The sequence below is a fragment of the Fructilactobacillus sp. X7R7C1 genome, assembly GCF_059901065.1.
Genome location: NZ_JBWXVF010000004.1, coordinates 132,121 through 157,482 on the forward strand (window position 1 = coordinate 132,121; position 25,362 = coordinate 157,482).

A 25,362-nucleotide genomic window follows, 5' to 3' on the forward strand; every position below is an offset into this window, starting at 1 on the left:
AGGAATCTTGAGTTTGAAATTAACGACGAAAGAAAAAACTGAATTATTTGTTGAAGGAGTAGTTACTTTAATATTATTACTCCTTTTAAACTTGGCGATTACCGTGATTATCACTGAATCAATCGAGAGTAACCCGGGTCTAAGGGACGGAATCTTCATCATTAAGCAATCGGTAACCTTTGGCCCGATGCATTTTCGACTACTTAGCTGGGAGAATCTCTTCATCATTGCTATGGGCGTAATCGATGTCATTATTATTTACTGGCGGTTGATTCGGCGCTATCATCAAATGCAACTCCGCCACATTATTTCGGAATTGCATTACATTGCGAACGGGCATTTTGACCATCGAATTCCCTTTGAATTAAAGGGAGATACCGAGCGAGTCATTCAAAGTATCAACGCGCTTGTTGATAGTGTCATTGAATCCATGAATGATGAGCGAGAGGTGGAAGCTTCAAAGGACAAATTGGTCACTAGCGTTAGTCATGATTTAAGAACGCCACTAACTTCAATTCTGGGATACCTTGGTCTCATTGAAGACGGTCAGTATCAAAATGAAGACGACATTTTAAAGTATTCACATATTGCTTATTTAAAGGCGCAACAAATGAAACAATTAGTGGATCGGCTTTTTGAGTATGCTAAAGCGGGTGATAAGTCTAAGCCTTCGCAAAAAATTGATAACATTGATGTGAATGCGCTATTAGAGCAGCTTCAGACCTCATTTAAACTTGATGCATCTAAGCACAAGATGACGATTGAGATGAAGCCACTCAAGCACGATATTTCGATCAAAGCCAATGCGGAGTCGTTAGGTCGGGTATTTAATAATCTGATTTCGAATGCTTTTAAGTATGGAAAGGGTGGACGTCACATCTATCTTTCTGCTAAGCCATTTAGTAGTGAAGGAGTTGAAATTATCGTTTCAAACGATGGCGAACAGATCCCTAAAGGGTCACTAGATCACATCTTTGATCGTTTTTACCGGGTTGAGGAGTCACGAAACACCAAAACTGGTGGAACTGGCCTAGGACTTGCCATTGTTCGTGAGATTGTCACCAATCAGGGAGGTTATATTAACGTTTCTTCAACGAAAAAATTAACCGCGTTTAAGATTTACCTTCCGTTAGATGTTAAGCATCCATTACGGAAAAATAAACATGTGATAGGAGAGAAAAATGCAAACCAAGAAAAGTAATCATAGTGGTCATCAATTTCTCGTTTCATTTTTAATCATGACGTTAGCGCTCGTTTTAATGATTCCAGAGACCTTGGCAAAGGCCAACTCGAACGAAATCGATAGTAAAGCTGCCATTGCAGTGGACGCTAAATCAGGACAGATTATTTATCAAAAAAACGCTGCTAGAAACCTACCGGCAGCCTCGATGAGTAAGTTACTCACCGCATACATAGTTCAAAAACGAGTTCATGATCATCAATTGAAATGGGACACTAAGGTGGATATTTCACCTGCAGTTGCCAAATTAAGTACCAAAAAAGGGTTCACCAACGTTAAATTAGAGGCCCGTAAGAAATACACGGTAAGGGCGCTCTATTCAACGGCCCTGATTGGTTCAGCTAACGCGAGTGCGATGGCGCTTGGTGATAAAATCTCTGGTAACAGTGAGAATTTTGCCAAAACCATGCGAATAACTGCCAAAGAATTGGGAATTAAAGACGCCAAATTCTATAATGCCTGTGGTCTGACTAACAAACAGGTTGCACCGATGAATTTACCAAGGGTGACTGGCGATTCTGAAAATGAAATGTCAGCAAAAGACACGGCAATCATCTCTTCCAAAATTATTTCGCAGTATCCTGATGTTCTAAAAACCACTAAGAAAACGCAGTATACCTTTGGTGATACCGACCAAAAACCGCAAGAAGTTGTCAAGACCTCTAACGAAATGTTGAAGGGACAACGATATTACGATCCAGCCTTAAACGTTGATGGTCTAAAAACGGGAACTTCTAAGAAAGCGGGCGAAAACTTCGCGGGGACTTTAGATAATCACCATGGTCACCGCATTATCACAGTAGTTATGGGTGCTAAGCCTAATCAACGGTTTATCGTTACTAAGAACTTAATGGAACACGTAATCAAGAATTATCGCCCCATGGAGTATGATAACGATCAATTTACCGAGAATCATCTAAGGGTGATTAACGGGAAAAAACGGACGGTTAAAGTCAAGATGAGCAAACCAGTTACCCTGTGGGGCAAGGTTTCTCAACCAAATGAATTTAGCGACCAAATTATACTTGATTCAAAGCATGCTAAAGATAACGCGGTATCAGCTCCTGTGCTTAAAAATCAGGAAGTTGGAACGAATCAGGTTGGATTTAAAAATCAGAAGGTGGAATTTTTAAATCATGATGGTGGAAAAGCACCAATCGTTACCTGCCAAAGCGTTGATAAGGTTGGCTTCTTTTCGAGATTGTTCCGTGAAATTGTGGAATTTTTCTGATAATTACCATTAGAACAAAATTATGGTTTGTTATTTTGCCATTTTTTCTTATAATGAACAATGTACGCAAAAAGTTAATTAATTTTTTAGGTTATTTATTCAAGAAATCAAGTGGAGGATTTCAATTGACAAAATTAGTACCGAATCCTAATGAACCTACTTGGAAAGCCAATTTCAAGGTCTCGTTTCCCTTAGACTTGAGTTACATTCCAATTGGTTTGGCGTGTGGGATTTTGCTACACGCCGCGGGATTTAACACGTTTAACACGATTTTGGTATCACTACTGGTTTTTTCCGGTGGTGCCCAATTTTTGATCGCATCCATGTTAACCATTAATTCACCACTTCTAACGATTGTGTTGATGCTGTTTTTCCTAGAGCTGAGATACGCATTATTAGGATCGAGTCTTTCTAAGTATCTTCACGGGCAGAACACGCTCTTTACGTTCTTTTTTGCCTGTTCTTTAAATGACGAAAATTACGCTGTGAACTATTTAAAGTTTTCAACTGACAAGAAATGGACCCCGAAGGATGCGTTACAGGTGGAACACTTTACGTTATTTTTCTGGACCATTAGTAACTTAGTGGGGAGTTTAATTGGGTCAGCTCTTACAATTGATCTAACCGTGGTGCATTTCGCACTCACAGCGCTCTTCTTGTATATGATTGTGATGCAGTTAAAGGATTTGCTAAAAGTGTTTATTGCACTTTTTGCTGCTGGCCTTGCGATCTTCTTCTTAGTGTTAACTAAATCAACACTGGGATTAGTTGCGGCGACGTTAGTTGCATCGTTCATCGGTTTCTTGCTTGATAAATACTTTCGGAGTCGAAAACGGAAGACCAACAAGAAAAGTATTTTTCTTAAGACGTTTAAAAACCCTGCGGGGACACCGAAGGAATAAGTTGGGAGAATTGTTATGAAATGGGATGCGATGCAACACTTTCTGTTAATATTGCTGTGTTTTTTGGTTGCTTTAGCTCCAAGATTTATACCATTAGCATTTTTTAGAAAGCGCAAAATTCCAAAGTGGTTTACCGAATGGATGGAATTTGTACCAATTTGTCTGTTTACTTCACTGGTAGTAAAGGATATTTTTATTAATCAGTCATATGCCTTTTCGATTAGTGGTCAGGGACCAGAGTTAATCGCTGCCGTGTTGGTAATTGGGATTGCTTACTGGACCCGATCTATGCTAGTTTCAGTGATGACAGGACTAGCGGCGGTGTTTCTGTTAACGTTTGTCCTTTAATGAATATTTGATAACAAAAAGACGTAACTTTAATTGATGAAGTTACGTCTTTTACTATCTATTATATTAAGTTATTTGTACATGTAGTCACGGGTCATTGGAAGTGATGCACCAGCCGGTCCCTTTGAAATGAGGTACTGCATGACATCGATATTTCCAACCTTAAATGAAGCGGCACAGGCTTGAAGGTACAAGTCCCACATGCGGCAGAAACGTTCGTCAAACATGTTTTCAATTTCTTTTCGGTGCGCATTGAAGTTTTTATCCCATGTTTCCGTAGTCTTCTGGTAGTGTCTTCTTAGTGATTCAAGATCGTAGATTTGCATGCCATTATCAATAATATGGTCTAAGTTTTCGGTCAAACCAGGGATGTAACCACCAGGGAAGATCCACTTATTTAACCAACCATTGATCGCACCACCTTGTTGTCTGGTAATTCCATGGATGAGGGCGTTTCCGTTTTTCGCTAAGTGGTCTGAAACAACCTTGAAGTATTCATCAAGATTTTCTTTCCCAACGTGTTCAAACATTCCAACAGACGTGATGTAATCCCACTTTTCTGACTTTGGTAGTTCACGGTAATCTTGAAGGCGGACTTCAGCGACGTCTTCAAGACCGTATTTTTTGATCTGTTCGTTAACGTAGTCGCATTGTTCCTGACTAAGAGTTACACCAGTAACCTTTAGGTCGTATTCTTTAGCGGCAACTAACATTAAAGTACCCCAACCACAACCGATATCTAAAAGAGTACCACCAGGCTGTGGGTTTAGTTTCTTGATGATGTGATGAACTTTATTCATCTGAGCATCGTACAGGCTATCTTCTGGACTTTCCCAGTAACCACATGAATAGGTCATGGTCTTATCCAGCCAAATTTTGTAGAATTCATTTCCGATGTCATAATGCTTTTGCACATCTTTTTTACTTGCCGCTTCTGAATGAGAAGACTTTGGTAGCCACTTAATGAATTTCTTGTTGTGTAAGAAACTGCTGCTATCCAGGTAGGCTGCTGCAACTAAATCTTCTAAAGAAATCCCTTCAACAGTGATTACACCATCCATGTATGCTTCACCTAAAGCGATTGAAGCATTACTGGTAATATCTTTAATTGGAATTGCCTTGTGGATGGTAATGTGAGCTTTAGGCTCACCCTTACCATAAGTCTTGGTAGAACCATCCCAGTATGTTACCTTTAATGGAATATTAAAACTGTGTTTGATAAATTCACTGTAAAACGTCTTTTCAAGCATATAAAAACCTCTCTTTAATTCAATAGTTATATGGCCATTATAACCTTTTTTTGTGAAACTCGTAAAATAGACTGACATGAATTTTAACAAATTACATTAGATGCTATAATAAAAATATTACGTACTACTATTAAAATTGATTTGAGTAAAGTGTTAAATACGAATTATGGATGGAGAGGGGATGTATTAAAACCAAAATGGAGAATTTAACCAATTGGTGGCAAAAATTTTTAAATAACACAAAATTAAGACGGGCAGTGGTCTTGTTGTTAATTGTCGTTGTTCTGTATCTCTGTCGCTCAATGATGACCACCATTCTTTTGACCTTTATCTTTACGTTATTAATAACCAAGCTAGTACTTTGGATTCGGGCCCGGATTAAGATTCCGATTCCAATCTTGGTCATTGTGATTTACTTATTAATTGTGGGAGCCATTGTACTGGTAAGTGTCCTGTACCTCCCCCAGATTGCTGAGCAGGGAGTTGAAATAACCAAGACGCTAATTACCTTTTATGAAAGTCCCCATTCGATTAAAAACCCAGAATTACGTTCGTGGGTTTTATGGTTACTAAAGAACTTTAATGTACCAAACCAGATTAAGGGAAGTATGAACCTGATTTGGAGTTACATTACAAGCATTGGTTCAACTGGGATTGCTATGTTCCTGTCACTACTTTTGAGTTTCTTTTTTACCTTGGAACTTAAGCAGGTGAAGCGCTTTTCTAAGAAGTTTTTAACCAGTACCTTTGGGTGGTTCTTCTCGGATATCCTGTTTTTCGCGAAGACTTTCGTCAAAACCTTTGGGGTCGTGATTGAAGCCCAATTCTTTATCGCAATCTGTAACACGACGATTACCACGATTTGTTTATGGATCATGCAAATTCCACAGCTTTTGATCTTAGCTGTCATGATTTTCTTCTTGAGCCTCATTCCGGTGGCTGGGGTTATCATTTCGTTAATCCCCCTAACCTTGATTGGTTATACTGTAGGCGGATTTAGATACGTGGTATACATCTTCATTATCATTATGTTGGTTCATCTACTTGAAGCATACGTGTTAAACCCCAAGTTCATGTCGGCTAAGACCGAACTACCAATCTTCTTTACGTTCGTGGTCCTCCTGGTTGGTGAACACATCTTTGGAACGTGGGGTTTAATTGTTTCGGTTCCTGTTTTCACCTTTTTACTGGACGTCTTGGGAGTCCAAAACGTTGATGAAGTGGCGAGAAATCGAAAACCAGGTTGGTTTAGTAAGATCAGTAAGTTAGTGAAAAAAAGTTTTAAATGATGTAAAATGAGTTAGTATAAAAACAAAAGAGGGGTAATTACAATGGCTAAATTAGTATTTGTTAGACACGGCCAAAGTGAATGGAACTTATCGAACCAATTCACTGGTTGGGTTGACGTTGACTTAAGTGAAGAAGGAGTTAAGCAGGCTAAAAATGCAGGTAAATTAATTGCTGAAGCAGGCATTCAATTTGACCAAGCTTACACTTCAGTTTTAAAGCGTGCCATCAAGACTTTAAATTATGTGTTGGATGAAAGTGACCAATTATGGATTCCAGTTTTGAAGTCTTGGCGTTTAAACGAACGTCACTATGGTGCACTTCAAGGCCAAAATAAGGCGGAAGCTGCTGAAAAATTCGGTAAGGAACAAGTTCACATCTGGCGTCGTTCATACGATGTTTTGCCTCCACTTTTGGACGCAAATGATGAAGGCTCAGCTGCCAAAGATCGTCGTTACGCTGACTTAGATCCAAAGGCGATCCCTGGTGGTGAGAACCTAAAGGTTACTTTGGAACGAGTTATTCCATTCTGGCAAGATCACATTGCTCCTAAATTGTTAGACAACAAGAATGTGATCGTTGCTGCCCATGGTAACTCTCTTCGTGCTTTAACTAAGTACATTGAAGGAATCTCTGATGAAGACATCATGAACGTTGAGATTGCTACTGGTCAACCAATTGTTTATGATATTGACTCTGACTTAAACATTTTAGACAAGGTTAAATTAGGCGAAAATAAGTAATTTAATCTAAACCAAAAGACACCTCCTAATTAATTAGGAAGTGTCTTTTTTGTATCCATTAGTGTGATTTTACTACCACGATCGCTTACTTTGATAATGACCGATTTACTGGGGTCGTCTGAAAGAGGTCCCATATTAATGCAGTAGTCGTCATTTTTAGTTTTAACGTATTGAACCCGATCAAGGATTAATTTTTTAAAGACTTTACTGATTTCTTCGTGACGTTTTGCCTTATCTACTGCCGTGGCTAGAGTAAATCCGGACTCTAGATAGGATTTGATTAATAAAACGGTTACTAAGGTATAAATGCTATATCGCTTGTTTTGATTTTTATGAACTGGTAAAGAAGTAATGTATCCTCGCTGCTCCCAGTAGCGAATCTTACTTTGGGAAAGACCGGAGCATTTGGAAATATCACCAATGCCAACCGAAATGTTATTTTTTTTGATGATTTTTCCGAGTCGTCCGTTGAGGTCAGCTACTTCTTGATCATTCTCATTTTCCAAGGGTTTACCTACTTTCTATGCTTAATCAAACTCGATGAATTCATTAAATAATACAATACTAATTATATGTAAAATAATGAACGTGTCAATTAAATTGACATAAACATCGGATGGTTGTATAGTAGTTGGTGTTGTAATTTTGAGCAAATATTAATTAATTAAGCTTTTGAAAGGGGCATATATAATGCATAATATTCCTGCTGTTGATGCGAATGGCAAAAAGTATAATCGAACCATGTTTGTCATTATTCTTTTGGTTGGAACCTTCTGTACGGTTTTAAACCAAACCATTTTGTCAACGGCTTTTCCTACATTAATGCGTGCCTTTAATGTTAATACCTCGACCGTTCAGTGGTTAACCACCGGATTTATGATGGTTAACGGAATTTTGATTCCGGTTAGTGCCTGGTTGAGTGGACGTTTTAACACTAAATGGCTGTACTTATCAGCAATGATCATCTTTGAGATTGGAACGGTGGGGTCATGGATAGCTCCAAGCTTCTGGTTTTTATTTGGATCACGTTTGATTCAAGGTGTTGGAGTTGGTATTGCCATGCCATTACTTCAGACTATCATGTTGTCAATTTTTCCAGCAGAAAAACGGGGCACTGCCATGGGACTTGCTGGAATCGTCGTTGGTTTAGCGCCTGCCATTGGACCAACGTTGTCTGGATGGGTGATTGATACTTCATCTTGGCGAAATTTGTTTGGGATTATTGCTCCCATTGTTGCCATAGTCATTGTTTTAGGACTGTTTTTTGTTAAACCAGTTCTTCCAACTAAGAAAAGTAAGCTAGATTATCTCTCATTAGTTTTGTCTACCATTGGTTTTGGTAGTTTACTTTATGGATTCTCGTCAGTTGGAAATGACGGTTGGGGCAGTCCAACTGTCATTTGGGGATTAATTATTGGAGTCATTTTTATTATTCTCTTTGGATGGCGTCAACTGGTCATGAAGAACCCGTTCTTGAATTTAAATGTTTTCAAATCACGTGAATTTCGACTTGGAACCATTGTCAGTGCGGTGGTCTTCATGGGAATGGTCGGAGTTGAAATGGTCTTACCTCTCTACTTACAAATTGTTAGAGGGATGAGTGCTTTTCATTCCGGATTGACTCTATTACCCGGAGCACTTTTAACCGGATTTATGAGCCCAATTACTGGAAGACTATTCGATAAGTTTGGAGCCCGTCGTTTAGCAATGGGTGGATTGTTCTTATTGACGGTTGGAACTTTTCCATTTTTGTTTTTAACAAAGGATACTCCAACCATTTACGTTGTTATTTTGTATGCGATTAGAATGTTTGGGGTGGCAATGTCCATGATGCCAGTAACGACATCTGGAATGAATGCTCTTCCAGTTTCTGAAATGGGACATGGAACTGCTGCTAACAATACCTTTAGACAGGTTTGTGGATCAATTTCAACGGCCGTTATGATTTCAATTCTAGCCAACGTTACTACCAATAATATGCCAGCAAAACACTTACTTAAAATTAATCCATTGGCATATCGAGCTGGAGCAATTAACGCTAATTTGAAAGGATACATGGCAGCCTTTGGAGTCGCATTCTTAATCTCATTAATTGCCTTTCTTTTGACGTTTGCGTTGAAAAAGGGTCATGTTACTGAAGATCCTGTTTTTGAAAAGGGAGGTAAAAAATAATGATATTTATCTTACTAATTATTTTTGTAATTGCCTTTTTCTTAACGTGGAATTTGATTGCTAATAAAAAAGTGGCGACCTCTTTAGGCCTTATATTTGCTGCTTTGATTATCATTACGATTGGTCTAATGATTGCCAATTACCACAATCACTTTGGGATGGAAAAGAAGACCACGGTTAAGACCACTTCGTTTACATCAGTGAACAATCAAGCCAACATGATATTGTATAAGAAGATTGGTCAGACTAATGATAAAGTTGTGATCTACAAAAAGAATGCAAATCAAAAGAAGCCAACCGTAACACCTGCGATTGACACTACGAATGAAATCAAACCAGGTGGCGATTCAAACAAACTGGTTACGAAGCAACAAGATTGGGTCTACAAAAATAAATTTTACAAAGTCTTCTTCATGTTTGCTCAAAAAGAAGCCTTTATTAAACGTACGAATACCTTCCACGTAAAATCAGGTTACATGGTATTCACACCTGAACAAGCTAAAGCATTTGGGAAGGCCATGAAACAAGAGGCTGCTCAAATGAAGCAGTCACAACAAGGTCCTGAAGCTCAGCAACAGATGGCTGCTTCTGGGAAACAGTTTGTAGCAGCTAAGATACAACAAGCTATGGCCGAAAATCCAAAGATGTCACCAAAGGACCAAGCTAAGCTGCAAAAACAAGCTGAGAATGAATTTAAGGCGCAAATGCAGAACAAAGCTAAAAATCAGATGGAACAAAAGGCAATGGAACAAGCTTTAAAGGTTAACTAGATAAAAAATGATGCTCAAATTTTGAGCATCATTTTTTATTGTTGTTTTTGAATTTTTTCAAGTTCGCGGTACTGATTGTTCATCCACTGCATGTAATTTTGCCCCTTTGGAGCGGTCTCCGATACGTTTAGGATGGGAACATGATGTGTTTTAGCGTACTTAACCATTTGCGTTACCACCGGGCTATCGGATTGAGTGTTATTAACAAAGAAAGCAATCTTATGGTTGCGCATGTCACTTTGCAGGTTAGAAATGTCACTGACTGAAGGATCGACGCCCTTTTCGATCGCATTTGAGAACCCGTAGTCCTTAAGTTTGTAACCAAGAGCTGAAAGTGAGTAGTCAAATACGGGTTCGCTGGTAGCAACTGATTGACCGTGCGAATTCTTTGATAACTGCTTGATTAACCGTTGCGTTTGGCCCCATTCATTTTTGTATGTTTGCGCATTTTCCTCAAAATATCCACGGTGATCTGGATCAATCTTACTGTAGACGGTAACTAGATGATCAACCAAATGGTCCATGGTAGTTGGTTTATACCAAATGTGTTCGTTGTCGCCATCTTTTTTATGCATCAATTTGCCAACGTTCACGTCTTGTTGATGATCGTTTCCAGCGTTGTGAATTAATTCGTTCATCCAATCGTCATAACCAATTCCATTTGAGATGACCACGTTTGCCTTGGCAACTTCTTTCGCGTTGTTAGTTGTTGGTTCAAAGTCGTGTGGATCAACGTCTGAATTGATGATGGACGTGTTGTGACCGTACTTTCCAACGACTTGTTGGGCCGCGTCCCCATAGAAGTTAACGGAACTTACAACCTGAATTTTCTTTGGGTCATGGGCTGCCGATTTGTGACAGGCTGTGAGTGGAATCATCAGTAGTACGAGACAAGTGACTAGGAGGGAAAGTTTAAAATGTCGTTTCATATTATCGTCCTTTTCTAATCTTTATGAATTCTATCCTAGTGTACCATTTTTGGTGTGGTAAAATAGGAATGCCATTCTAGCTCAGTAGGTAGAGCATTTCCATGGTAAGGAAAAGGTGCCGGGTTCGACTCCCGGGAATGGCTTAGTAGTAAATGTTTAATTTGAAGGAAGACAGTATTATTAGTATTGAATTAATTGCTTAATATTAGTACTATTAAAAATAATGTTAGAATTTGTATATTTATTGTTAGGCGGAATTAAATGGATCTTGATAAAAAACTTAGTTATGAAGAACAAATATCTTGGCTTAAAAGCCATGGTGTAAATATTTCTTCCGATGAAGAAGGAAATGCATTGAATTTTTTAAAAAATAAGAATTATTTCTTTAAACTAATATCATTTACTAAGTGTTTTGGAACAGAAATTAAAAGTTTTCCAATGTTAGAGGATATTTCAACTTTAGATATGGAATTACGCTATGTTTTGTTAAAGTTATGTTTAGATATAGAACATTTTACAAAAACGTTTATTTTACGTATTTGTACTAATGATAATTCCGAAGATGGGTATAATATTGTTCAAAAAGTTTTATCTAGAGACAATGATCCTGAAGAATTGAAAAGAAAAATATTCTCTTGTGTTTCTTATTTTGATCGAAATGGAAATTTTAAAGTAAATCGAGAATATGAACAGTATTTTGAAAATCCACCAATTTGGATAGTTCTTGAACTTGGGAGCTTTGGAAAGTTAAGGGGATTTATTAAATATTTATCAGAGAAACATCCCCATAATGAAACTTTAAAATCCTTAAACTATTCTTTTAAATACGTAAATAGATTGAGAAATTATTGTGCACATAATCGTCAATTGATCAATAAGAGAATTAGGTATTTTGAAAACAAAAATATACCATATCCAATTGTCACTTCTTTAGGACATGATGGATTTGGTCGAAATGAAATTAGACGTCCATTCATATTAAGTTTAGCCCTTGCTTTGAGACTTCATAAAAAACTTTGTAGTGAATCTTCTCATAATTATAGAATAAATGATTTAAATGAATGGACTAATAGGTTCCGTAGACATTTTAGTCAATATTATAAAGGAAATGAATTTAATGAATTATTTTATAATATTAGCTTTTGTATTGACAAATATAAGTAAAATCATCTATAGTGATTATAGAAAATATGGCGAGTGCCGTGTCTGCTGCTTATTAGTGGCCGTCATAAACGTAGGTTACTTTTAATATAATCTACACGGAAAAGAACTACTCATTTTAGTTGAGTAGTTCTTTTTTATTCGGCCGTTGAATTTTTGCTGACTTTAATTAAATTGTCACTGATGGCTTGTTTGGGAATCAACGGCGAAACCTCGCCGTTACACAACAGGGTTAGCGAATGCATGGCGCGGGTCAGAATTGTGTAAAGGACTCCGAGTGAGTGCTGATCAGGGTAATTCTTTTTTGAGACGTCCCAGGCAATGACCGAATCAAATTCGAGTCCCTTGGCCAGGTAGACGGGAAGTACAACAACTGGTGAGGTCATATCTCGGTCACTATCTTTTAATAATGTAGCATCGTAGTGAGCGTTGACCTTTTGATAAACTTGTTTGGCCGATGTGGCATCTCTAGTAATGACCGCGACGGTTTCGTGTTTTTGAAGTTGGTCGTTGATAACGTCAAATAAGGAACTTGTTAGTTCATTAAAATTGTCCTTCACGATTAACTCGGGCTTTTCCCCATTTCGGTTGAAGGCCTCGATGTTATTCCCATCTGGTAGTAATGATTTGGCAAAGGACGTGATGGGATAGGTTGAGCGGTATGAACGATTCAGCTGAATTAGTCGCGAATGTTTACTAGGAATGGCATCATTAAGCTTGTCCAGTAACGTTTGGGCTGACTCGACATCCTTGAAGATGGCCTGTTCACTATCACCAATCAGGTTGAACTTAGCTCTCGGAAAAATGAGCTTGAGATACATAATCTGGGCAATTGAGTAGTCCTGAATCTCGTCGACGAAGAGGTATTTAATGTTAACGTTTTTATTTTCCCCACTGAAACGATCCCTCAAGTACAGCAGGGGGGCAGTGTCGTCCAAACCAATTTGGTGAAATTCAATGTGATTTAGGAAATCATTTTTGCTTTGTTTAAAAGCATCTGGTTCAACATTTTCAGGCAACTTAACGTGGTCAAGAAAATCGGCGTATTGAACGTATGGATCGAAAAACTCATCGTTGTAGATGGCATCGTACACGGTACTAAGTCGATCTTTAACTAGTCGCGTGGCAATGTAGTTTCGTTCATCGTCTAGTTCCTCAAAGTCATTTAAGTGTTTTTCTCCCAGAAGATTGTGGTACTGCTCTTCGCTCATGGTGTCGATAATGTCAGCGACCCATTTTTTCTTAGTTTCATCGTGAATACGGTTCTTCAGTCTCTTGATTAAGCGGTTCTTCGTTTGCAGAAGTTTTTCACTGCTATTCATTCCGGTAGGCAAGCTAGCGTAAATTTCACGAATTTCCTTTTTAGAAAAGTAAACTTCACCATTAAAGTGAATATCATCGAACTTGATTTGATCAGAAGTGAGAGTTTGGACGTAGTTTTCAATCTGATCGATGAAGTTCTGACTATTTTTGAATTCGCGAAGTTTAGAATCAGAATCATGATCAGAAGCTTCGTAACGTTGAAAAAGGGTCTGAACTTTCATGCCCTCAAGTCGGTGGGCAAAAAATTCAGCTAACGTAACCTGACGCATATTACGTTCCCCTAAACTTGGCAGCACATCCTTAATGTAGTTACTAAAAAGAAGATTCGGAGAAAAGAGTAGGATTTGGTCAGCATTTAAAGAGTCCCGACTGTGATATAACAGAAAAGCAATCCGTTGTAAGAGTGCTGAGGTCTTTCCTGATCCAGCTACTCCCTGAACGACCAACAGATTACTGGTGGTATCTCTAATAATGTCATTTTGTTCGTGCTGAATGGTGGCTACAATGTTCTGCATCTTTTCGTTGTTTTCATCACTTAAAGCACTCTGCAAGAGTTCGTCGCCAACCGTTTCGTTGGTATCAAACATGTTGATGATCTTGCCGTCTTTAATCTGGAATTGACGCTTCTTTAGAAGGTCAGTGGCTTGTTTTCCATTGGGAGTGTCATAAGTGACTTTTCCAAGCGTACCATTATAGTAGACACTTGAAATGGGAGCTCGCCAATCATAGATTAAGAATTCACCGTTTTTGTCGATGAAAGACGCCTTTCCAATGTATAGGTGATCAACGTCAGAAAAGCCCTCGTCAGAGATGTCAATTCGACCAAAGTAAGGTGATTTTTTAAGATCCTGGTAAGTGGCTAGTTGGCCCTCAACAATGGCTTGATCCTCAACCACTTTGTTAGTTAAACTTCGCTGTTGTTGTAGGTCAGCGCTGGTTTCGATTCGGTCATCAGCTTCCAAATAATTTGCGGATGTGTTAGTCCCGTAGTCTTTTTGAACTCGTTGAGTTTCTGCCTTGGCTTTTTGGTATTCGGTTTGGGTATCTTGGATTTTTTCGTCCAATTGGGAACCAACCCAGGTGACCCGCTCTTGCTCTTTGTTTTTTTCATCCTTATTCAAGTGCATACTCCTCCTTTTAATTCGTGAATAATTCTAATTTGAAAAGCCGGTACTGTCAATTTTTTCGTGCTTTGACAACCCGTCATAAATCGCATAAAATGAAGTTAATATGTATTTAGTTTAGTAAGTAGTGAAGTCAAATAACAGAGAGGCTATGTTTACTGAGATTAGTCAGACGACACGAACTGGATAATGGGTAACAACCTTATAGTTTAAGTGGCAGAGAAATCTCTGCAATTTAGGTGGTACCACGTGCAAGGCGTCCTATTGATTATTCAATAGGACGTTTTTTATTAAAGAAAGGAAAATTACGATGGCAAAAAAAGAAATTGTATTAACTGGTGATCGTCCGACCGGAAAACTTCACATTGGACACTACGTTGGTTCGTTAATGAGCCGTTTAGAGTTGCAGAATTCGGGTAACTACGATCCATTCATCATGATTGCTGACATGCAGGCCTTGACCGATAACGCTCGTGATCCAAAGAAGATTCAAAACAGTCTATTGCAGGTAGCCTTGGACTATCTAGCGGTCGGACTTGATCCAAATCAATCAACGATCTTTGTCCAATCCCAGATCCCAGCCTTAAATGAACTGACCATGATTTATCTTAATTTAGTAACGGTTTCCCGACTGAAACGAAATCCGACCGTTAAAACTGAGATTAAACAGAAAAATTTTGGTGAAAGTGTACCAGCTGGTTTCTTCATTTATCCGGTCAGTCAAGCTGCTGATATCACTGCCTTTAAGGCAACCGTGGTTCCGGTCGGAGAAGATCAAGAGCCAATGATCGAACAGACTAGGGAGATTGTTAGAAGCTTTAATAGTGCCTATCACAAGAACGTATTGGTTGAACCACAAGGTTTCTTTCCACCGAAAGGCAGGGGGCGCATTCCCGGCCTCGACGGAAATGCCAAAATGAGTAAGTCACTTAATAATGCCATTTACCTTGCTGACGATGCCGATACCATTAAGAAAAAAGTGATGTCCATGTACACGGATCCAGAGCACGTTCACGTTGATGACCCAGGTCAAGTTGAAGGAAACACGGTCTTTACGTATCTGGATATTTTCGCTCACGACAAGCAAAAAGTTAGTGAACTTAAAAAGCAATATCAACACGGTGGTCTTGGAGATGTTAAAATTAAGTTGTATTTAAACGAAGTTTTGCAAGATGAACTCAAGCCAATTCGACAACGTCGAGAAAAGTTAGCTAAGGATCCTGAGTATGTATACAGGGTCTTAAAAGACGGAAGCGACGCGGCTAACATTGTTGCAGAAAACACCCTTGAAGAAGTTCGCGATGCCATGGGGATTAATTATTTTAAGTAGATAAATTGTCATAGCACCAAATATGAATAAATACTTGAGGAGGAGAATCGAATGGAGAACTTTGTTATCATTGATATCGGTTCAAACTCAGTCAGAATGGCAATTTATTGCATCGATTCCGATGGAAGTTATCATGAGATTAAACGCGTTAAGAACGATACGAGATTGTCTGAGGGAATCGGACAAAATAACATTTTACAGATAACTGCAATGAATCGTACGATCTCGGCGCTTCGATCCTTTAAGTCAGAGTATTCAAAGTATAAAAACGTTGTGGTTCGTGCCATTGCTACGGCAGCGGTGCGCCAAGCTCAAAATCAAAAGGATTTTTTACACAATGTTTATAAGCAGCTTCACATTAAGATTCGCGTGTTAACCGGCAAGGAAGAAGCTTACTATGATTATCTAGGAATCTCTGATCGATTGGCGGTTAAAGATTATCTCTTGATGGATGTTGGTGGTGCTAGTGTTGAAATTATTCAGGTTAGAAACCAAAAAGATATCCATTGTATCAGCGTTCCCATTGGGGCAGTAAAAATTTCGGAACAATTTCATTTGATTAACCAGGTGACTCCAGCTGATTTATTTGCGGCTGAGTCTTACGTTATCGAAGTGTATAGTCGGATTCCTTGGATTAAGAAGCCCCTTCATTATCCGATTGTTTTGATTGGTGGAGCGGCCCGCGCAATTGCAAGAATTAATCGGCAGTACCAACATTTAAGCCATGTTGATCACATCCAAAATTTTCAGTTAACCAGAAAACAGGTCAACAGTACGATGGAAATGTTTCTGAGTAAGACTTTGGCTGAGCGTCAAAAGATTAATGGGCTTGAAAACGACCGTGCCGACGTCATCATTGGTGGTTCCCTTTGTTTAACTGTCATGATGCATTTTATTGATTCCAAGCGGGTCATTTTCTCAAACGGTGGCGTGCGTGAGGGACTGATTAATGAATACATTGAGAATAGTCCTCATTTTAGAAAATAGGTGTCATTTTGAACGATTTTAATGGATTTTATAAAAAATCATATCAAAAACGGTTACAGCAGGTTGCCAAATTTGCCGATCTTGATCGAACACAACTTGATGTGATTGAAAGTCACTTCGTAGACGCTAGTAGCCACATGATTGAAAACTACCTTACTGACTACGGATTGCCAGAGGGGGTTGCAACTAACTTTGTAATTAACGGAGTCGAACATTTAATTCCGATGGTGATTGAAGAACCCTCGGTCATTGCGGCCGCTAGTAACGGCGCCAACATGCTCCGTGTTGGTGGCGGCATTCAGGCAAAGTCTCAGAGTCGCATCTTGACTGGTGAAGTCATTTTAGGAGTCTCGGATCCAGTTCAATTTACCGAATGGGTTGAAAATCATCGCGTTAAATTAATGCAGGTTGCACACGATGCTCATCCCACAATTGATAAATACGGTGGTATACACGATTTGACCGTCTCACCTCTTTACGATCATTATCTGGTGATTGAACTGTTCGTTGATGTCGGTGATGCGATGGGGGCTAACATCATGAATTCGATGCTTGAGGCTCTTTCGACATACATTGAAATCAACACTAGTCAATCATCTTTAATGAGTATTTTATCGAATTATGGGGATAAAAATTTGGTTACAGCATCAGGAACCGTTCCGTTTCGGGCCCTAAAACGAGGTCAATTGGACGGAAAAAACGTTGCTGAAAAAATCGCAGAAGCCTCATTAATTGCAAATAAGTACCCAAAACGGGCCGCAACTCACAATAAGGGTATCATGAATGGGATTGATGCGGTTCTCGTTGCCACTGGTAATGACTGGCGCGCCGTTGAAAGTGCGGTTCATTCCTATGCCGCAAGGGATGGTCAGTATCGTGGGGTTAGTCAATGGCGAGTTACTCCTGACGGATTAAAGGGAGAAATTATCATTCCGGTACCCTCAGGAATCATTGGTGGTACAACTCGGCTCTTTTCAATGAGTAGGATTAACTATCAAATTTTAAACGTTAACTCCGCCATGGAGTTCATGGAGGTGATTGCTTCCGTGGGACTAGCACAAAATCTGGCAGCCCTAAAGGCGCTTGTAACCGATGGGATTCAACGGGGTCACATGAACCTTCAGATGAAATCACTCGCCATGTCTGCTGGAGCTTCCAGTAAGAACTTGGACATGGTGATTAACGCATTAAAGAAATTACCAACAAATCAAAGAAACTTAGAAAACGCAAAACAAATTATAGAAGGGAAGTTTGGATCAGATGGCCGAAAATAATGATAATGTGCAATTAAGTAAGACGACGCAAGGCTTAATTAACGAAGTCAGTCACTTTTTTCCAGGTGACGTTGAGGTTCAATTTATTGGCAACTTAAAGTCCGGTTATGTGCGACATGACCAAGCGCAAGTCGTGCAAGATGGTGATCGACTTTACGTGCAGATTAGAGATCTGACTGAGCCGGATTTTACTGCTACTCATGAGTTGTTACACTTGTTAATGACACTCCGTGGTTTTCCACAGATTTACTTTCCCCTTACTAGTGGGGATAAGCAACTTGATGAACAGTTAATGTACATGGGAACTGAGTTGTACGATGATGTATGTCACTTTGTCGTGTATGCTGAACAGCGAAAGCACGGTTTAGTTGATGAAGCGGTTGAAAAAGAATATGTTAAGGGTGTTAGACAGACGATTACCCCTGAGTCTGGGAAGGTCGACGATGAAATGCCATTACGATTAGTGACCATTTTGGATGCCATGATTTTTCTTGGCGACCACTTTGATCAGTACGAAGACGTATTTCAAACGAGTTTTCCCATTTCTTTAAAGGCCGCTAAGGAACTCTACACAATGCTTACAGAGAAGCCGGTGGACTCACCATTTACCCTCAGACGCGATGTGGTCAAACTATACCGTGATTTTGATAAACAGATGAAGAATTGGGGACTACCAGCCTTACAATTAAATGATTTTGTGATGCTAACGGCGGTCTTCTCAAAGCGCCAACTCGGTTTGCAAGTGAAACAGGTTTTTAACCTTTATCACTCAGAATTAAAGGAGACCAAGACTAACAAAAGAGCGTACGTGGGCTTTACCAAATCGGATGACCAAAATTCGTTTGTGACAAGTGGTCCATCTGGTAAAAAGGCAAGTGAAGACTATTTCAAAGAACTATATTCAAAGACGGTTAAAGAGTTGTATCAAGACTTACGGATTCCATATTTATTGAGATAAGGTGACAATATGAATCAAGATAATATTCAAGAAAAGTTTGATAATGCTAAAAACATCGTATTTTTAACGGGAGCCGGAATCTCTACCCCTTCTGGAATTCCCGATTATCGTTCTAAGGGCGGATTGTATACGAATGACAAGAGCAGTAAACCAGCGGAATATTACTTGAGTCACGACTGCTTAGTAAATGAACCTGAGGTATTTTACGAGTACGTCAAAAAGAACATGTACTATCCAGATGCTCAACCCAACGTTATTCACAAAAAGCAGGCGGAATTAACCCGTCAAAATCGGGCTAGTATTATCACTCAGAACGTTGATAATCTGTACGAAAAAGCTGACGCAAAGAACCTGAATGAGTTTCACGGCAACCTCTATGATATTTACTGCCAAAAATGTGGCAAACACGTTGATTATCAGGAATATATGAAGAGTATGTATCATCAAAACTGTGGTGGAATTTTGCGCCCTAACATTGTTTTATATGGTGAGGGAATTAATCCTCAAACAATTGAAAATAGTGTTCGATTGATGAGTCAAAGTGATCTAATTGTGATCGTCGGGACTTCAATGCGAGTTTATCCGTTTGCCGGATTACTTGATTACCGTAATCCCAGTGCCGATGTGATTGCGATTAACCAAGAGGCACTTAATTTTCCGTTTCCGTTCACCATGGTGCAAGAAGATGCCGTTGATTTCTTTGATAAACTGAAAGTATAGGTGGTAACGTGATTTTAATTGGACTGACAACCTGGTCTGATCATCCATCACTGATTAATGGGGAAGATCGCAAAGTTACTTTATCAGAATATGCGGAACATTTTCCCGTTGTTGAAGTTGATAATCCGTTTTACGGCATCCCTAAAATTAAGACGGTGGAGAATTGGCAAAAGCAGGTTCCAAACAATTTTCAATTCATCTTAAAGGCCAATTATTTGATGACCAAACATCATTTGCCACAGTTTGGTGAAGATAATGAGCAGGTTAGAAGGGAGCAATTTATGCGGTATGGTGAGATGGTTGCTTCACTGGTTGATAGTAACCAGTTGGCATCCGTTTTATTTCAATTTCCGCCGTACTTCCATTTAAACAACGATAACATTAGGTACCTTCGACTAGTTCGTGAGTGGATGGGAAGTTTACCCATCTCAGTTGAGTTTCGAAATCCTAGCTGGTATGGTGATGAAATCTCAAATGATGTCCACGATTATCTAAAGAGCCTCAAAATGAGTGAAGTGATCGCTGACGAGCCCCATAACCTGTCAGATGGCGTGCCCTTTGAACCTGTTGTTACGGATAAAAATTTCGTCATGCTTCGACTGCACGGTCAAAACCAAAAGGGCTGGTTTGAAAAGAGCTCCCAGTGGCGTAAGAAACGGACTCTGTACCGTTATAACGAAGATGAATTAAAGCATTTTGCCGAAGTTGTTGATGATCTACGCCAAAAAGCTAAGGTAGTTTGCGTCATTTTTAACAACAATTCCGGTCATGATGCGGCTGACAATGCCCTTCAGTTAAAAAAGATTTTAGGATTGAACTTTGGTGGGTTAGCTCCCATGCAACTCGATCTGTTTTAAGGGGCAAAAGTAGTATAATATTGGTACGATTTAATTTGTACGATAGGAATAAAGGAGCGAATTGGGATGGCTGAAAAACCAACATATTACATTACAACACCAATTTATTATCCATCAGGAAGGTTACACATCGGGAACGCTTATACGACGGTTGCCTGTGACGCACTGGCTCGTTTTAAGCGGGAATCTGGCTACGACGTGTTTTATTTAACCGGAACCGATGAACACGGACTAAAAATTGAACAAAAAGCAGAAAAGTTGGGTGTTGATCCTAAAAGTTACGTTGATAAGATGGCTACTCAAATATCTGACTTGTGGGCTAATTTAGATATTTCTAACGACGATTTCATTAGAACCACTGATGATAAGCACGTAAAAGCCGTGCAAAAAATATTTCAAACGTTACAAGACCAAGGCGACATCTATCTTGGACAGTATTCGGGGTGGTACTCGGTTTCAGACGAAGAATACTTTACCGAATCACAATTAGCAGAGGTTTATCGTGATGCTGAAGGCAACGTGATTGGCGGAAAAGCCCCATCTGGACACGAAGTTCAACTTGTTAACGAAGAGTGTTACTTCTTTAAGATGAGTAAATATTCTGATTGGTTAATGAATTACTACAAAGAGCATCCTGACTTCATTGAGCCGCATTCTAGAATGAACGAAATGGTTAACAACTTCTTAAAACCAGGTTTGGATGACTTAGCGGTTTCGAGAACCACCTTTAAGTGGGGAGTTCCCGTTAAGTCAAATCCTAAGCACGTGGTTTACGTATGGATTGATGCTTTGTCAAACTATATCACTGCCCTTGGTTATGACAGTGATAATGACGAGTTGTTTAAGAAATTTTGGCCAGCTGATCTACAGATGGTTGGGAAAGAAATCGTTCGTTTCCATACCATTTATTGGCCAATTATTCTTCACGCCCTTGGTCTCCCACTGCCAAAGAAAATTTATGGCCACGGCTGGCTGACCATGAAAGACGGAAAGATGTCCAAGTCAAAGGGCAACGTAATTTATCCTGAGACGTTAATCGATCGTTATGGATTAGACGCTACCAGATACTATCTGATTAGAGCGATTCCGTTTGCAAGTGACGGGATTTTTACTCCTGAAGACTTTGTTGATCGGGTTAACTATGACCTAGCTAACGACCTTGGTAACTTGTTGAACCGAACGATTGCAATGGTCAATAAATACGAAGATGGCGTAACACCTTCATATCACGATTCCAATGATCAACCGAGTGTTGATTTACAAAAAATTGCTAAAACAACCGTTTCAGAATTTAAACGGTTAATGAATGACACTCATTTATCTGATGCCTTGGCTGAGATTTGGAAATTAGTTTCTCAAACCAACAAGTACATCGATCAGACTGAGCCATGGACCTTGGCTAAGAACAAGGATGACGCAGATGACCAAGCTAAATTAGCAAACGTCATGAGTCATTTGGTTGCCAGTCTGCGCTTGATTGCGATCTTAGTAAGTCCAATTATGCCAAATGCGGCGAATGAGATGTATCGTCAGTTAGGTCTTGATCAGATGGATGGGTTTGACATAAAAAATGCCGCTCTTTCTGGACTTCCTGAAAAACAAAAGGTAATTGAGAATGGTGAACCAATTTTCCCTCGTTTAGATCGCGACGTTGAAGTTAAATTCATTAAGGATCAGATGACTCAATCTGACAAAACCAAGGGTCGTTCAGCAATGAAACGTGCTGACCAAAAAAATACCTTTGACCCAGAAAAGACAATTTTAAAATCAGAGAAAAAGAATTTGGATTTTAGTGATTTTGAAAAAGTTGAATTAAAGGTCGCAGAAATTAAAAATGTATCTAAAGTTGAAAATGCTGATAAATTACTTAAGTTTCAACTTGATGCTGGCGATGACGGTGACCGTCAGATTGTTTCTGGAATTGCCAAGTGGTATCCAGATTTTAAACAATTAATTGGTAAAAAAGTGATCATTGTCGCTAACTTAAAGCCAAAGAAACTTCGTGGTGAGTTAAGTCAGGGAATGATTTTGTCCGTTGAACAAAAAGACGGTTCAATTAAAGTAGCAACTGTTGACCAAACTTTAGATAATGGCAGTACTTTAGAGTAGTAAAAAAGTTTCACTAGTCAATGATTAGTGAAACTTTTTCGATTATGAAAGGAATAGTCAATGAAAATATTTGATTCCCACACTCATTTAAACGATCAACCATTCCAAAATGATATTGAGGGCTACGTTCGACACGCCAAAAGACTTGGTGTTGTTAGAATGGCTAACGTCGGGTCCAATACTGAGCTAAATGAGCGTTCCTTGGAGCTTTCAGCTCAGTACGACAATCTGTATTCAATTATTGGATGGCATCCAGAAGACGCTATGAATTACAATCACGAGCAGGAAGAACTGCTCGAAAAGCAACTAGAAAATCCGCAAGTTGTCGCTGTGGGTGAGATTGGAATGGATTATTTTCAAGATGTCACACCGAAAGACGTGCAAGAACGAGTCTTTCGGCGACAAATTGAAATTGCCAAAAACATGCATTTACCAATCTCAGTTCATAACCGGGATGCCTTTGAGGATGTTTATCGGATTTTAAAAGATGAAAATATTGGTGAAGTCGGTGGCATTATCCACAGTTTTAACGGAGATAGTGAATGGATGAAGAAATTCGTTGATTTAGGGATGGTGGTTTCATACAGTGGGGTCGTGAGCTTCAAGAAAACCAAAGAGGTTCATGAAGCCGCTCGTTTAACTCCGCTGGATAAGATTCTAGTGGAGACGGATGCCCCATATTTGACACCTGAGCCGTTTCGCGGACGACAAAATGAACCGGCTTATTCTTTGTATACCCTAGAAGCAGTTGCCAGATTTAAAGACATTGATCCTGATGTGGTCGCAAAGGCGACGTACGAAAATACGAATCGATTATTTGGATTGGATAATTAAAATGAAAAGAATTAAAGAAGTAATTGTGGTTGAAGGAAAAGATGACACCAAACAAATTCAACGGGCGGTTGATGCTGATACGATTGAAACCCGGGGCTCTGCGATTTCGGATGAGACCCTCGATCTAATTGATCGGTTGGCACAAACTCGTGGAATCATCGTTTTTACTGATCCAGATTTTTCTGGGGAAAAAATCAGAAAAATAATTTCAGATGAGATTCCAGAAGCAAAGCATGCCTTTTTGAAAAAGTCGGAAGCAGTTCCTGATACACAGAAGGGATCCCTTGGGGTTGAGCATGCTAGTCCAGAAGCAATTCGGAATGCCTTGTCTGAAGTGTACACCGAAAGCGATGAGAATCCAGAAGTCATTAGCAAGCAGGATTTGATTCAAGCTGGTTTAGTAGGAACGAAAGAAGCTAAGGAACGCCGACTGGAACTTGGTGAATTGCTTCATTTGGGGTATGTTAACGCTAAACAAATGCAAAAAAGATTGCGAATGTTTGGGATTACCAAAAAACAGTTTAACGATGCACTAAAACAAGTTGATGATAAGGAGGGATTAGATGAGTAAAGTTCCCGCAATCGGCAGTCCAGCTCGGACCCAGGCCATCTTGAACCGATACCGTTTAAACGCGAAAAAAAGCTTGGGGCAAAATTTCTTGAATGATCTCGGAGTTTTAAAAGAAATCGTTGCAGTTGCCCAAATATCAGAAGCCGATGATGTAATTGAAATTGGACCTGGCATTGGGGCGTTAACTGAACAAATTGCTCAATCAGCTCACGCCGTAATGGCCTTTGAAATTGACGAGAATCTTCTCCCAATCTTAGATGAGACTCTCAGTCCCTATGACAACATTAAAATTATTAATGAAGACTTCTTGAAGGCTAATCTGCCAAAATTAATTAAAGAAAACTTTGATGGAAAACACCACCTAAAAGTTGTGGCTAATTTACCTTACTATGTCACCAAACCAATCTTGATGGATATTTTAAAGGGCAACGTTAAATTTGATTCAACGGTGTTGATGATGCAAAAAGAAGTGGCAGAACGAATTAGCGCAAAGCCGGGCAATCGCGACTATGGGGCTTTGACGGTTATCACTCAGTATCTAGAAAATGTTGAGATTGCAATTAACGTATCGGCCAAGTCCTTTATTCCCTCACCAAAAGTTGATTCTGCGGTGGTCAAGTTAACCCCGAAAACAGATAAAAAGGTGATTTCTTACGATGAAAAAGCTTTCTTTGGCTTTGCGCATGGATGTTTCATGCACCGAAGAAAGACACTCTGGAATAATTTGCAGGGTATTTTTGGAAAGAAACCTGAGGTAAAAGAACAAATTGAACAGGATTTAAAACGGTTAGGCATTAATAAGTCAGACCGTCCCGAACAGTTATCGGTTGATCAATTTGTGAAAATGGCAAATCAGTTTCACATAAGTGGATTGCTGGCATAACAGGCTATTCATCCATTACCTTTACATTATATTGATTTTAATGTATAATAGTAATACGCGAGGTGATTGATAATGCCAACTAGTCTATCTAAGATTAAATTATTTCTAGATAATCACATTGGACAGGAAATCCATGTAACTGCACAAGCCGGAAGAAAACGAACTAACGAATATGATGGGGTTCTGGCTGAGACATTTCCCGCTGTATTTTTAATTACACTTGATCCAGACGAGAAGTTAGGACAAGTATCATACAGTTATACTGATATTTTAACCAAGAACATCGAGATTAACTTTGTTTAATGAATTGACCGAAAGGTCTTTTTTTTTGCTTTATATTATTAGTAGTTAGTAAGATG

24 protein-coding genes and 1 tRNA gene are annotated in these 25,362 nt (G+C 39.2%); 21 read left to right on the forward strand and 4 right to left on the reverse strand.

Going from position 1 to position 25,362, the window contains the following annotated elements:
* The first annotated feature begins 13 nt into the window (after positions 1 to 13).
* The 4 genes from AC6UDC_RS06580 to AC6UDC_RS06595 all read left to right on the forward strand — a co-directional run bounded on the left by AC6UDC_RS06580 (position 14) and on the right by AC6UDC_RS06595 (position 3,721).
* Complete coding sequence (locus AC6UDC_RS06580) at positions 14 to 1,201, forward strand: sensor histidine kinase (RefSeq protein WP_500695786.1); 1,188 nt, start codon at positions 14 to 16, stop codon at positions 1,199 to 1,201.
* A complete protein-coding gene (locus tag AC6UDC_RS06585) occupies positions 1,182 to 2,471 on the forward strand; it encodes a D-alanyl-D-alanine carboxypeptidase family protein (RefSeq protein WP_500721886.1) in 1,290 nt (429 codons plus the stop codon). Before AC6UDC_RS06580 ends, AC6UDC_RS06585 begins: the two co-directional genes overlap by 20 nt.
* Before the next feature lie 125 nt (positions 2,472 to 2,596).
* Complete coding sequence (locus tag AC6UDC_RS06590; protein WP_500696938.1) at positions 2,597 to 3,373, forward strand: AzlC family ABC transporter permease; 777 nt, start codon at positions 2,597 to 2,599, stop codon at positions 3,371 to 3,373.
* A 15-nt stretch (positions 3,374 to 3,388) separates the two neighbouring features.
* Positions 3,389 to 3,721 (forward strand): AzlD domain-containing protein, encoded by a 333-nt coding sequence (locus AC6UDC_RS06595; RefSeq protein ID WP_500721888.1) that lies wholly within the window; start codon positions 3,389 to 3,391, stop codon positions 3,719 to 3,721.
* Between the two features lie 71 nt (positions 3,722 to 3,792).
* Here AC6UDC_RS06595 and AC6UDC_RS06600 read toward each other — a convergent pair whose 3' ends face one another.
* Positions 3,793 to 4,971 (reverse strand): class I SAM-dependent methyltransferase, encoded by a 1,179-nt coding sequence (locus AC6UDC_RS06600; RefSeq protein ID WP_500694017.1) that lies wholly within the window; start codon positions 4,969 to 4,971, stop codon positions 3,793 to 3,795.
* 197 nt (positions 4,972 to 5,168) lie between these two features.
* Here AC6UDC_RS06600 and AC6UDC_RS06605 point away from each other — a divergent pair, with 197 nt between their 5' ends.
* Both AC6UDC_RS06605 and AC6UDC_RS06610 read left to right on the forward strand, forming a co-directional pair.
* Positions 5,169 to 6,260: an AI-2E family transporter gene (locus tag AC6UDC_RS06605; protein ID WP_500694016.1), complete on the forward strand. Its 1,092-nt coding sequence runs from the start codon at positions 5,169 to 5,171 to the stop codon at positions 6,258 to 6,260.
* Between the two features lie 42 nt (positions 6,261 to 6,302).
* Complete coding sequence (locus AC6UDC_RS06610; protein ID WP_500694015.1) at positions 6,303 to 7,001, forward strand: 2,3-diphosphoglycerate-dependent phosphoglycerate mutase; 699 nt, start codon at positions 6,303 to 6,305, stop codon at positions 6,999 to 7,001.
* A 29-nt stretch (positions 7,002 to 7,030) separates the two neighbouring features.
* Here AC6UDC_RS06610 and AC6UDC_RS06615 read toward each other — a convergent pair whose 3' ends face one another.
* Positions 7,031 to 7,507, reverse strand: coding sequence for a MerR family transcriptional regulator (locus tag AC6UDC_RS06615; RefSeq protein ID WP_500694014.1), 477 nt, complete (start codon positions 7,505 to 7,507; stop codon positions 7,031 to 7,033).
* 184 nt (positions 7,508 to 7,691) lie between these two features.
* Here AC6UDC_RS06615 and AC6UDC_RS06620 point away from each other — a divergent pair, with 184 nt between their 5' ends.
* Complete coding sequence (locus AC6UDC_RS06620; RefSeq protein WP_500721891.1) at positions 7,692 to 9,173, forward strand: MDR family MFS transporter; 1,482 nt, start codon at positions 7,692 to 7,694, stop codon at positions 9,171 to 9,173.
* Positions 9,173 to 9,943 carry a DUF4811 domain-containing protein gene (locus AC6UDC_RS06625; RefSeq protein ID WP_500706702.1) on the forward strand — a complete coding sequence of 257 codons (771 nt, stop codon included), beginning with the start codon at positions 9,173 to 9,175 and terminating at the stop codon, positions 9,941 to 9,943. The genes AC6UDC_RS06620 and AC6UDC_RS06625 overlap by 1 nt, the downstream gene beginning before the upstream one ends.
* A gap of 35 nt (positions 9,944 to 9,978) precedes the next feature.
* On the opposite strand, the gene AC6UDC_RS06630 is transcribed toward AC6UDC_RS06625, so the two are convergent.
* Complete coding sequence (locus tag AC6UDC_RS06630; RefSeq protein WP_500721892.1) at positions 9,979 to 10,872, reverse strand: metal ABC transporter solute-binding protein, Zn/Mn family; 894 nt, start codon at positions 10,870 to 10,872, stop codon at positions 9,979 to 9,981.
* Positions 10,873 to 10,942: 70 nt separating this feature from the next.
* Here AC6UDC_RS06630 and AC6UDC_RS06635 point away from each other — a divergent pair.
* Both AC6UDC_RS06635 and AC6UDC_RS06640 read left to right on the forward strand, forming a co-directional pair.
* Positions 10,943 to 11,015, forward strand: a tRNA-Thr gene (locus AC6UDC_RS06635).
* A gap of 118 nt (positions 11,016 to 11,133) precedes the next feature.
* On the forward strand, positions 11,134 to 12,036 hold the full coding sequence (locus AC6UDC_RS06640; protein ID WP_500721894.1) for an Abi family protein: 903 nt from the start codon (positions 11,134 to 11,136) through the stop codon (positions 12,034 to 12,036).
* Positions 12,037 to 12,170: 134 nt separating this feature from the next.
* Here AC6UDC_RS06640 and helD read toward each other — a convergent pair whose 3' ends face one another.
* Positions 12,171 to 14,483 (reverse strand): RNA polymerase recycling motor HelD, encoded by a 2,313-nt coding sequence (gene helD / locus AC6UDC_RS06645; RefSeq protein WP_500721896.1) that lies wholly within the window; start codon positions 14,481 to 14,483, stop codon positions 12,171 to 12,173.
* Between the two features lie 307 nt (positions 14,484 to 14,790).
* On the opposite strand from helD, the gene trpS reads away from it, so the two are divergent.
* From trpS to AC6UDC_RS06700, 11 genes are all read left to right on the forward strand, one after another.
* Positions 14,791 to 15,810: a tryptophan--tRNA ligase gene (trpS, locus tag AC6UDC_RS06650; protein ID WP_500721898.1), complete on the forward strand. Its 1,020-nt coding sequence runs from the start codon at positions 14,791 to 14,793 to the stop codon at positions 15,808 to 15,810.
* A gap of 51 nt (positions 15,811 to 15,861) precedes the next feature.
* On the forward strand, positions 15,862 to 16,797 hold the full coding sequence (locus AC6UDC_RS06655; RefSeq protein WP_500694008.1) for a Ppx/GppA phosphatase family protein: 936 nt from the start codon (positions 15,862 to 15,864) through the stop codon (positions 16,795 to 16,797).
* Between the two features lie 8 nt (positions 16,798 to 16,805).
* A complete protein-coding gene (locus AC6UDC_RS06660) occupies positions 16,806 to 18,071 on the forward strand; it encodes a hydroxymethylglutaryl-CoA reductase, degradative (RefSeq protein WP_500721901.1) in 1,266 nt (421 codons plus the stop codon).
* On the forward strand, positions 18,058 to 19,029 hold the full coding sequence (locus AC6UDC_RS06665) for an IpaB/EvcA family protein (RefSeq protein WP_500721905.1): 972 nt from the start codon (positions 18,058 to 18,060) through the stop codon (positions 19,027 to 19,029). Before AC6UDC_RS06660 ends, AC6UDC_RS06665 begins: the two co-directional genes overlap by 14 nt.
* Positions 19,030 to 19,038: 9 nt before the next feature.
* Positions 19,039 to 19,749 carry an NAD-dependent protein deacylase gene (locus AC6UDC_RS06670; RefSeq protein ID WP_500696929.1) on the forward strand — a complete coding sequence of 237 codons (711 nt, stop codon included), beginning with the start codon at positions 19,039 to 19,041 and terminating at the stop codon, positions 19,747 to 19,749.
* Positions 19,750 to 19,757: 8 nt separating this feature from the next.
* Positions 19,758 to 20,606, forward strand: coding sequence for a DUF72 domain-containing protein (locus tag AC6UDC_RS06675; protein WP_500721908.1), 849 nt, complete (start codon positions 19,758 to 19,760; stop codon positions 20,604 to 20,606).
* A gap of 66 nt (positions 20,607 to 20,672) precedes the next feature.
* Positions 20,673 to 22,715: a methionine--tRNA ligase gene (gene metG / locus AC6UDC_RS06680; protein ID WP_500721911.1), complete on the forward strand. Its 2,043-nt coding sequence runs from the start codon at positions 20,673 to 20,675 to the stop codon at positions 22,713 to 22,715.
* 60 nt (positions 22,716 to 22,775) lie between these two features.
* The gene (locus AC6UDC_RS06685) at positions 22,776 to 23,549 is read left to right on the forward strand and encodes a TatD family hydrolase (protein ID WP_500711353.1); all 774 of its coding nucleotides are present in this window, start codon (positions 22,776 to 22,778) and stop codon (positions 23,547 to 23,549) included.
* 1 nt (position 23,550) lies between these two features.
* Positions 23,551 to 24,120 (forward strand): ribonuclease M5, encoded by a 570-nt coding sequence (gene rnmV / locus AC6UDC_RS06690; protein WP_500709208.1) that lies wholly within the window; start codon positions 23,551 to 23,553, stop codon positions 24,118 to 24,120.
* Positions 24,113 to 25,003, forward strand: coding sequence for a 16S rRNA (adenine(1518)-N(6)/adenine(1519)-N(6))-dimethyltransferase RsmA (gene rsmA / locus AC6UDC_RS06695; protein ID WP_500721913.1), 891 nt, complete (start codon positions 24,113 to 24,115; stop codon positions 25,001 to 25,003). Before rnmV ends, rsmA begins: the two co-directional genes overlap by 8 nt.
* A 72-nt stretch (positions 25,004 to 25,075) precedes the next feature.
* Positions 25,076 to 25,306 (forward strand): Veg family protein, encoded by a 231-nt coding sequence (locus AC6UDC_RS06700; RefSeq protein ID WP_500693999.1) that lies wholly within the window; start codon positions 25,076 to 25,078, stop codon positions 25,304 to 25,306.
* Positions 25,307 to 25,362: the final 56 nt, after the last annotated feature.

Excerpts from the sequence above, each read along its gene's own strand:
- AC6UDC_RS06585 (WP_500721886.1), top strand. The coding sequence starts at position 1,182 with ATGCAAACCAAGAAAAGTAATCATAGTGGTCATCAATTTCTCGTTTCA.
- AC6UDC_RS06655 (WP_500694008.1), top strand. The coding sequence starts at position 15,862 with ATGGAGAACTTTGTTATCATTGATATCGGTTCAAACTCAGTCAGAATG.
- AC6UDC_RS06640 (WP_500721894.1), top strand. The coding sequence starts at position 11,134 with ATGGATCTTGATAAAAAACTTAGTTATGAAGAACAAATATCTTGGCTT.
- trpS (WP_500721898.1), top strand. The coding sequence starts at position 14,791 with ATGGCAAAAAAAGAAATTGTATTAACTGGTGATCGTCCGACCGGAAAA.
- AC6UDC_RS06630 (WP_500721892.1), bottom strand. The coding sequence starts at position 10,872 with ATGAAACGACATTTTAAACTTTCCCTCCTAGTCACTTGTCTCGTACTA.
- metG (WP_500721911.1), top strand. The coding sequence starts at position 20,673 with ATGGCTGAAAAACCAACATATTACATTACAACACCAATTTATTATCCA.
- AC6UDC_RS06620 (WP_500721891.1), top strand. The coding sequence starts at position 7,692 with ATGCATAATATTCCTGCTGTTGATGCGAATGGCAAAAAGTATAATCGA.
- AC6UDC_RS06605 (WP_500694016.1), top strand. The coding sequence starts at position 5,169 with ATGGAGAATTTAACCAATTGGTGGCAAAAATTTTTAAATAACACAAAA.
- AC6UDC_RS06670 (WP_500696929.1), top strand. The coding sequence starts at position 19,039 with ATGAATCAAGATAATATTCAAGAAAAGTTTGATAATGCTAAAAACATC.
- helD (WP_500721896.1), bottom strand. The coding sequence starts at position 14,483 with ATGCACTTGAATAAGGATGAAAAAAACAAAGAGCAAGAGCGGGTCACC.
- AC6UDC_RS06685 (WP_500711353.1), top strand. The coding sequence starts at position 22,776 with ATGAAAATATTTGATTCCCACACTCATTTAAACGATCAACCATTCCAA.
- AC6UDC_RS06600 (WP_500694017.1), bottom strand. The coding sequence starts at position 4,971 with ATGCTTGAAAAGACGTTTTACAGTGAATTTATCAAACACAGTTTTAAT.
- AC6UDC_RS06700 (WP_500693999.1), top strand. The coding sequence starts at position 25,076 with ATGCCAACTAGTCTATCTAAGATTAAATTATTTCTAGATAATCACATT.
- AC6UDC_RS06665 (WP_500721905.1), top strand. The coding sequence starts at position 18,058 with ATGGCCGAAAATAATGATAATGTGCAATTAAGTAAGACGACGCAAGGC.
- AC6UDC_RS06595 (WP_500721888.1), top strand. The coding sequence starts at position 3,389 with ATGAAATGGGATGCGATGCAACACTTTCTGTTAATATTGCTGTGTTTT.
- AC6UDC_RS06610 (WP_500694015.1), top strand. The coding sequence starts at position 6,303 with ATGGCTAAATTAGTATTTGTTAGACACGGCCAAAGTGAATGGAACTTA.
- rsmA (WP_500721913.1), top strand. The coding sequence starts at position 24,113 with ATGAGTAAAGTTCCCGCAATCGGCAGTCCAGCTCGGACCCAGGCCATC.
- AC6UDC_RS06625 (WP_500706702.1), top strand. The coding sequence starts at position 9,173 with ATGATATTTATCTTACTAATTATTTTTGTAATTGCCTTTTTCTTAACG.
- rnmV (WP_500709208.1), top strand. The coding sequence starts at position 23,551 with ATGAAAAGAATTAAAGAAGTAATTGTGGTTGAAGGAAAAGATGACACC.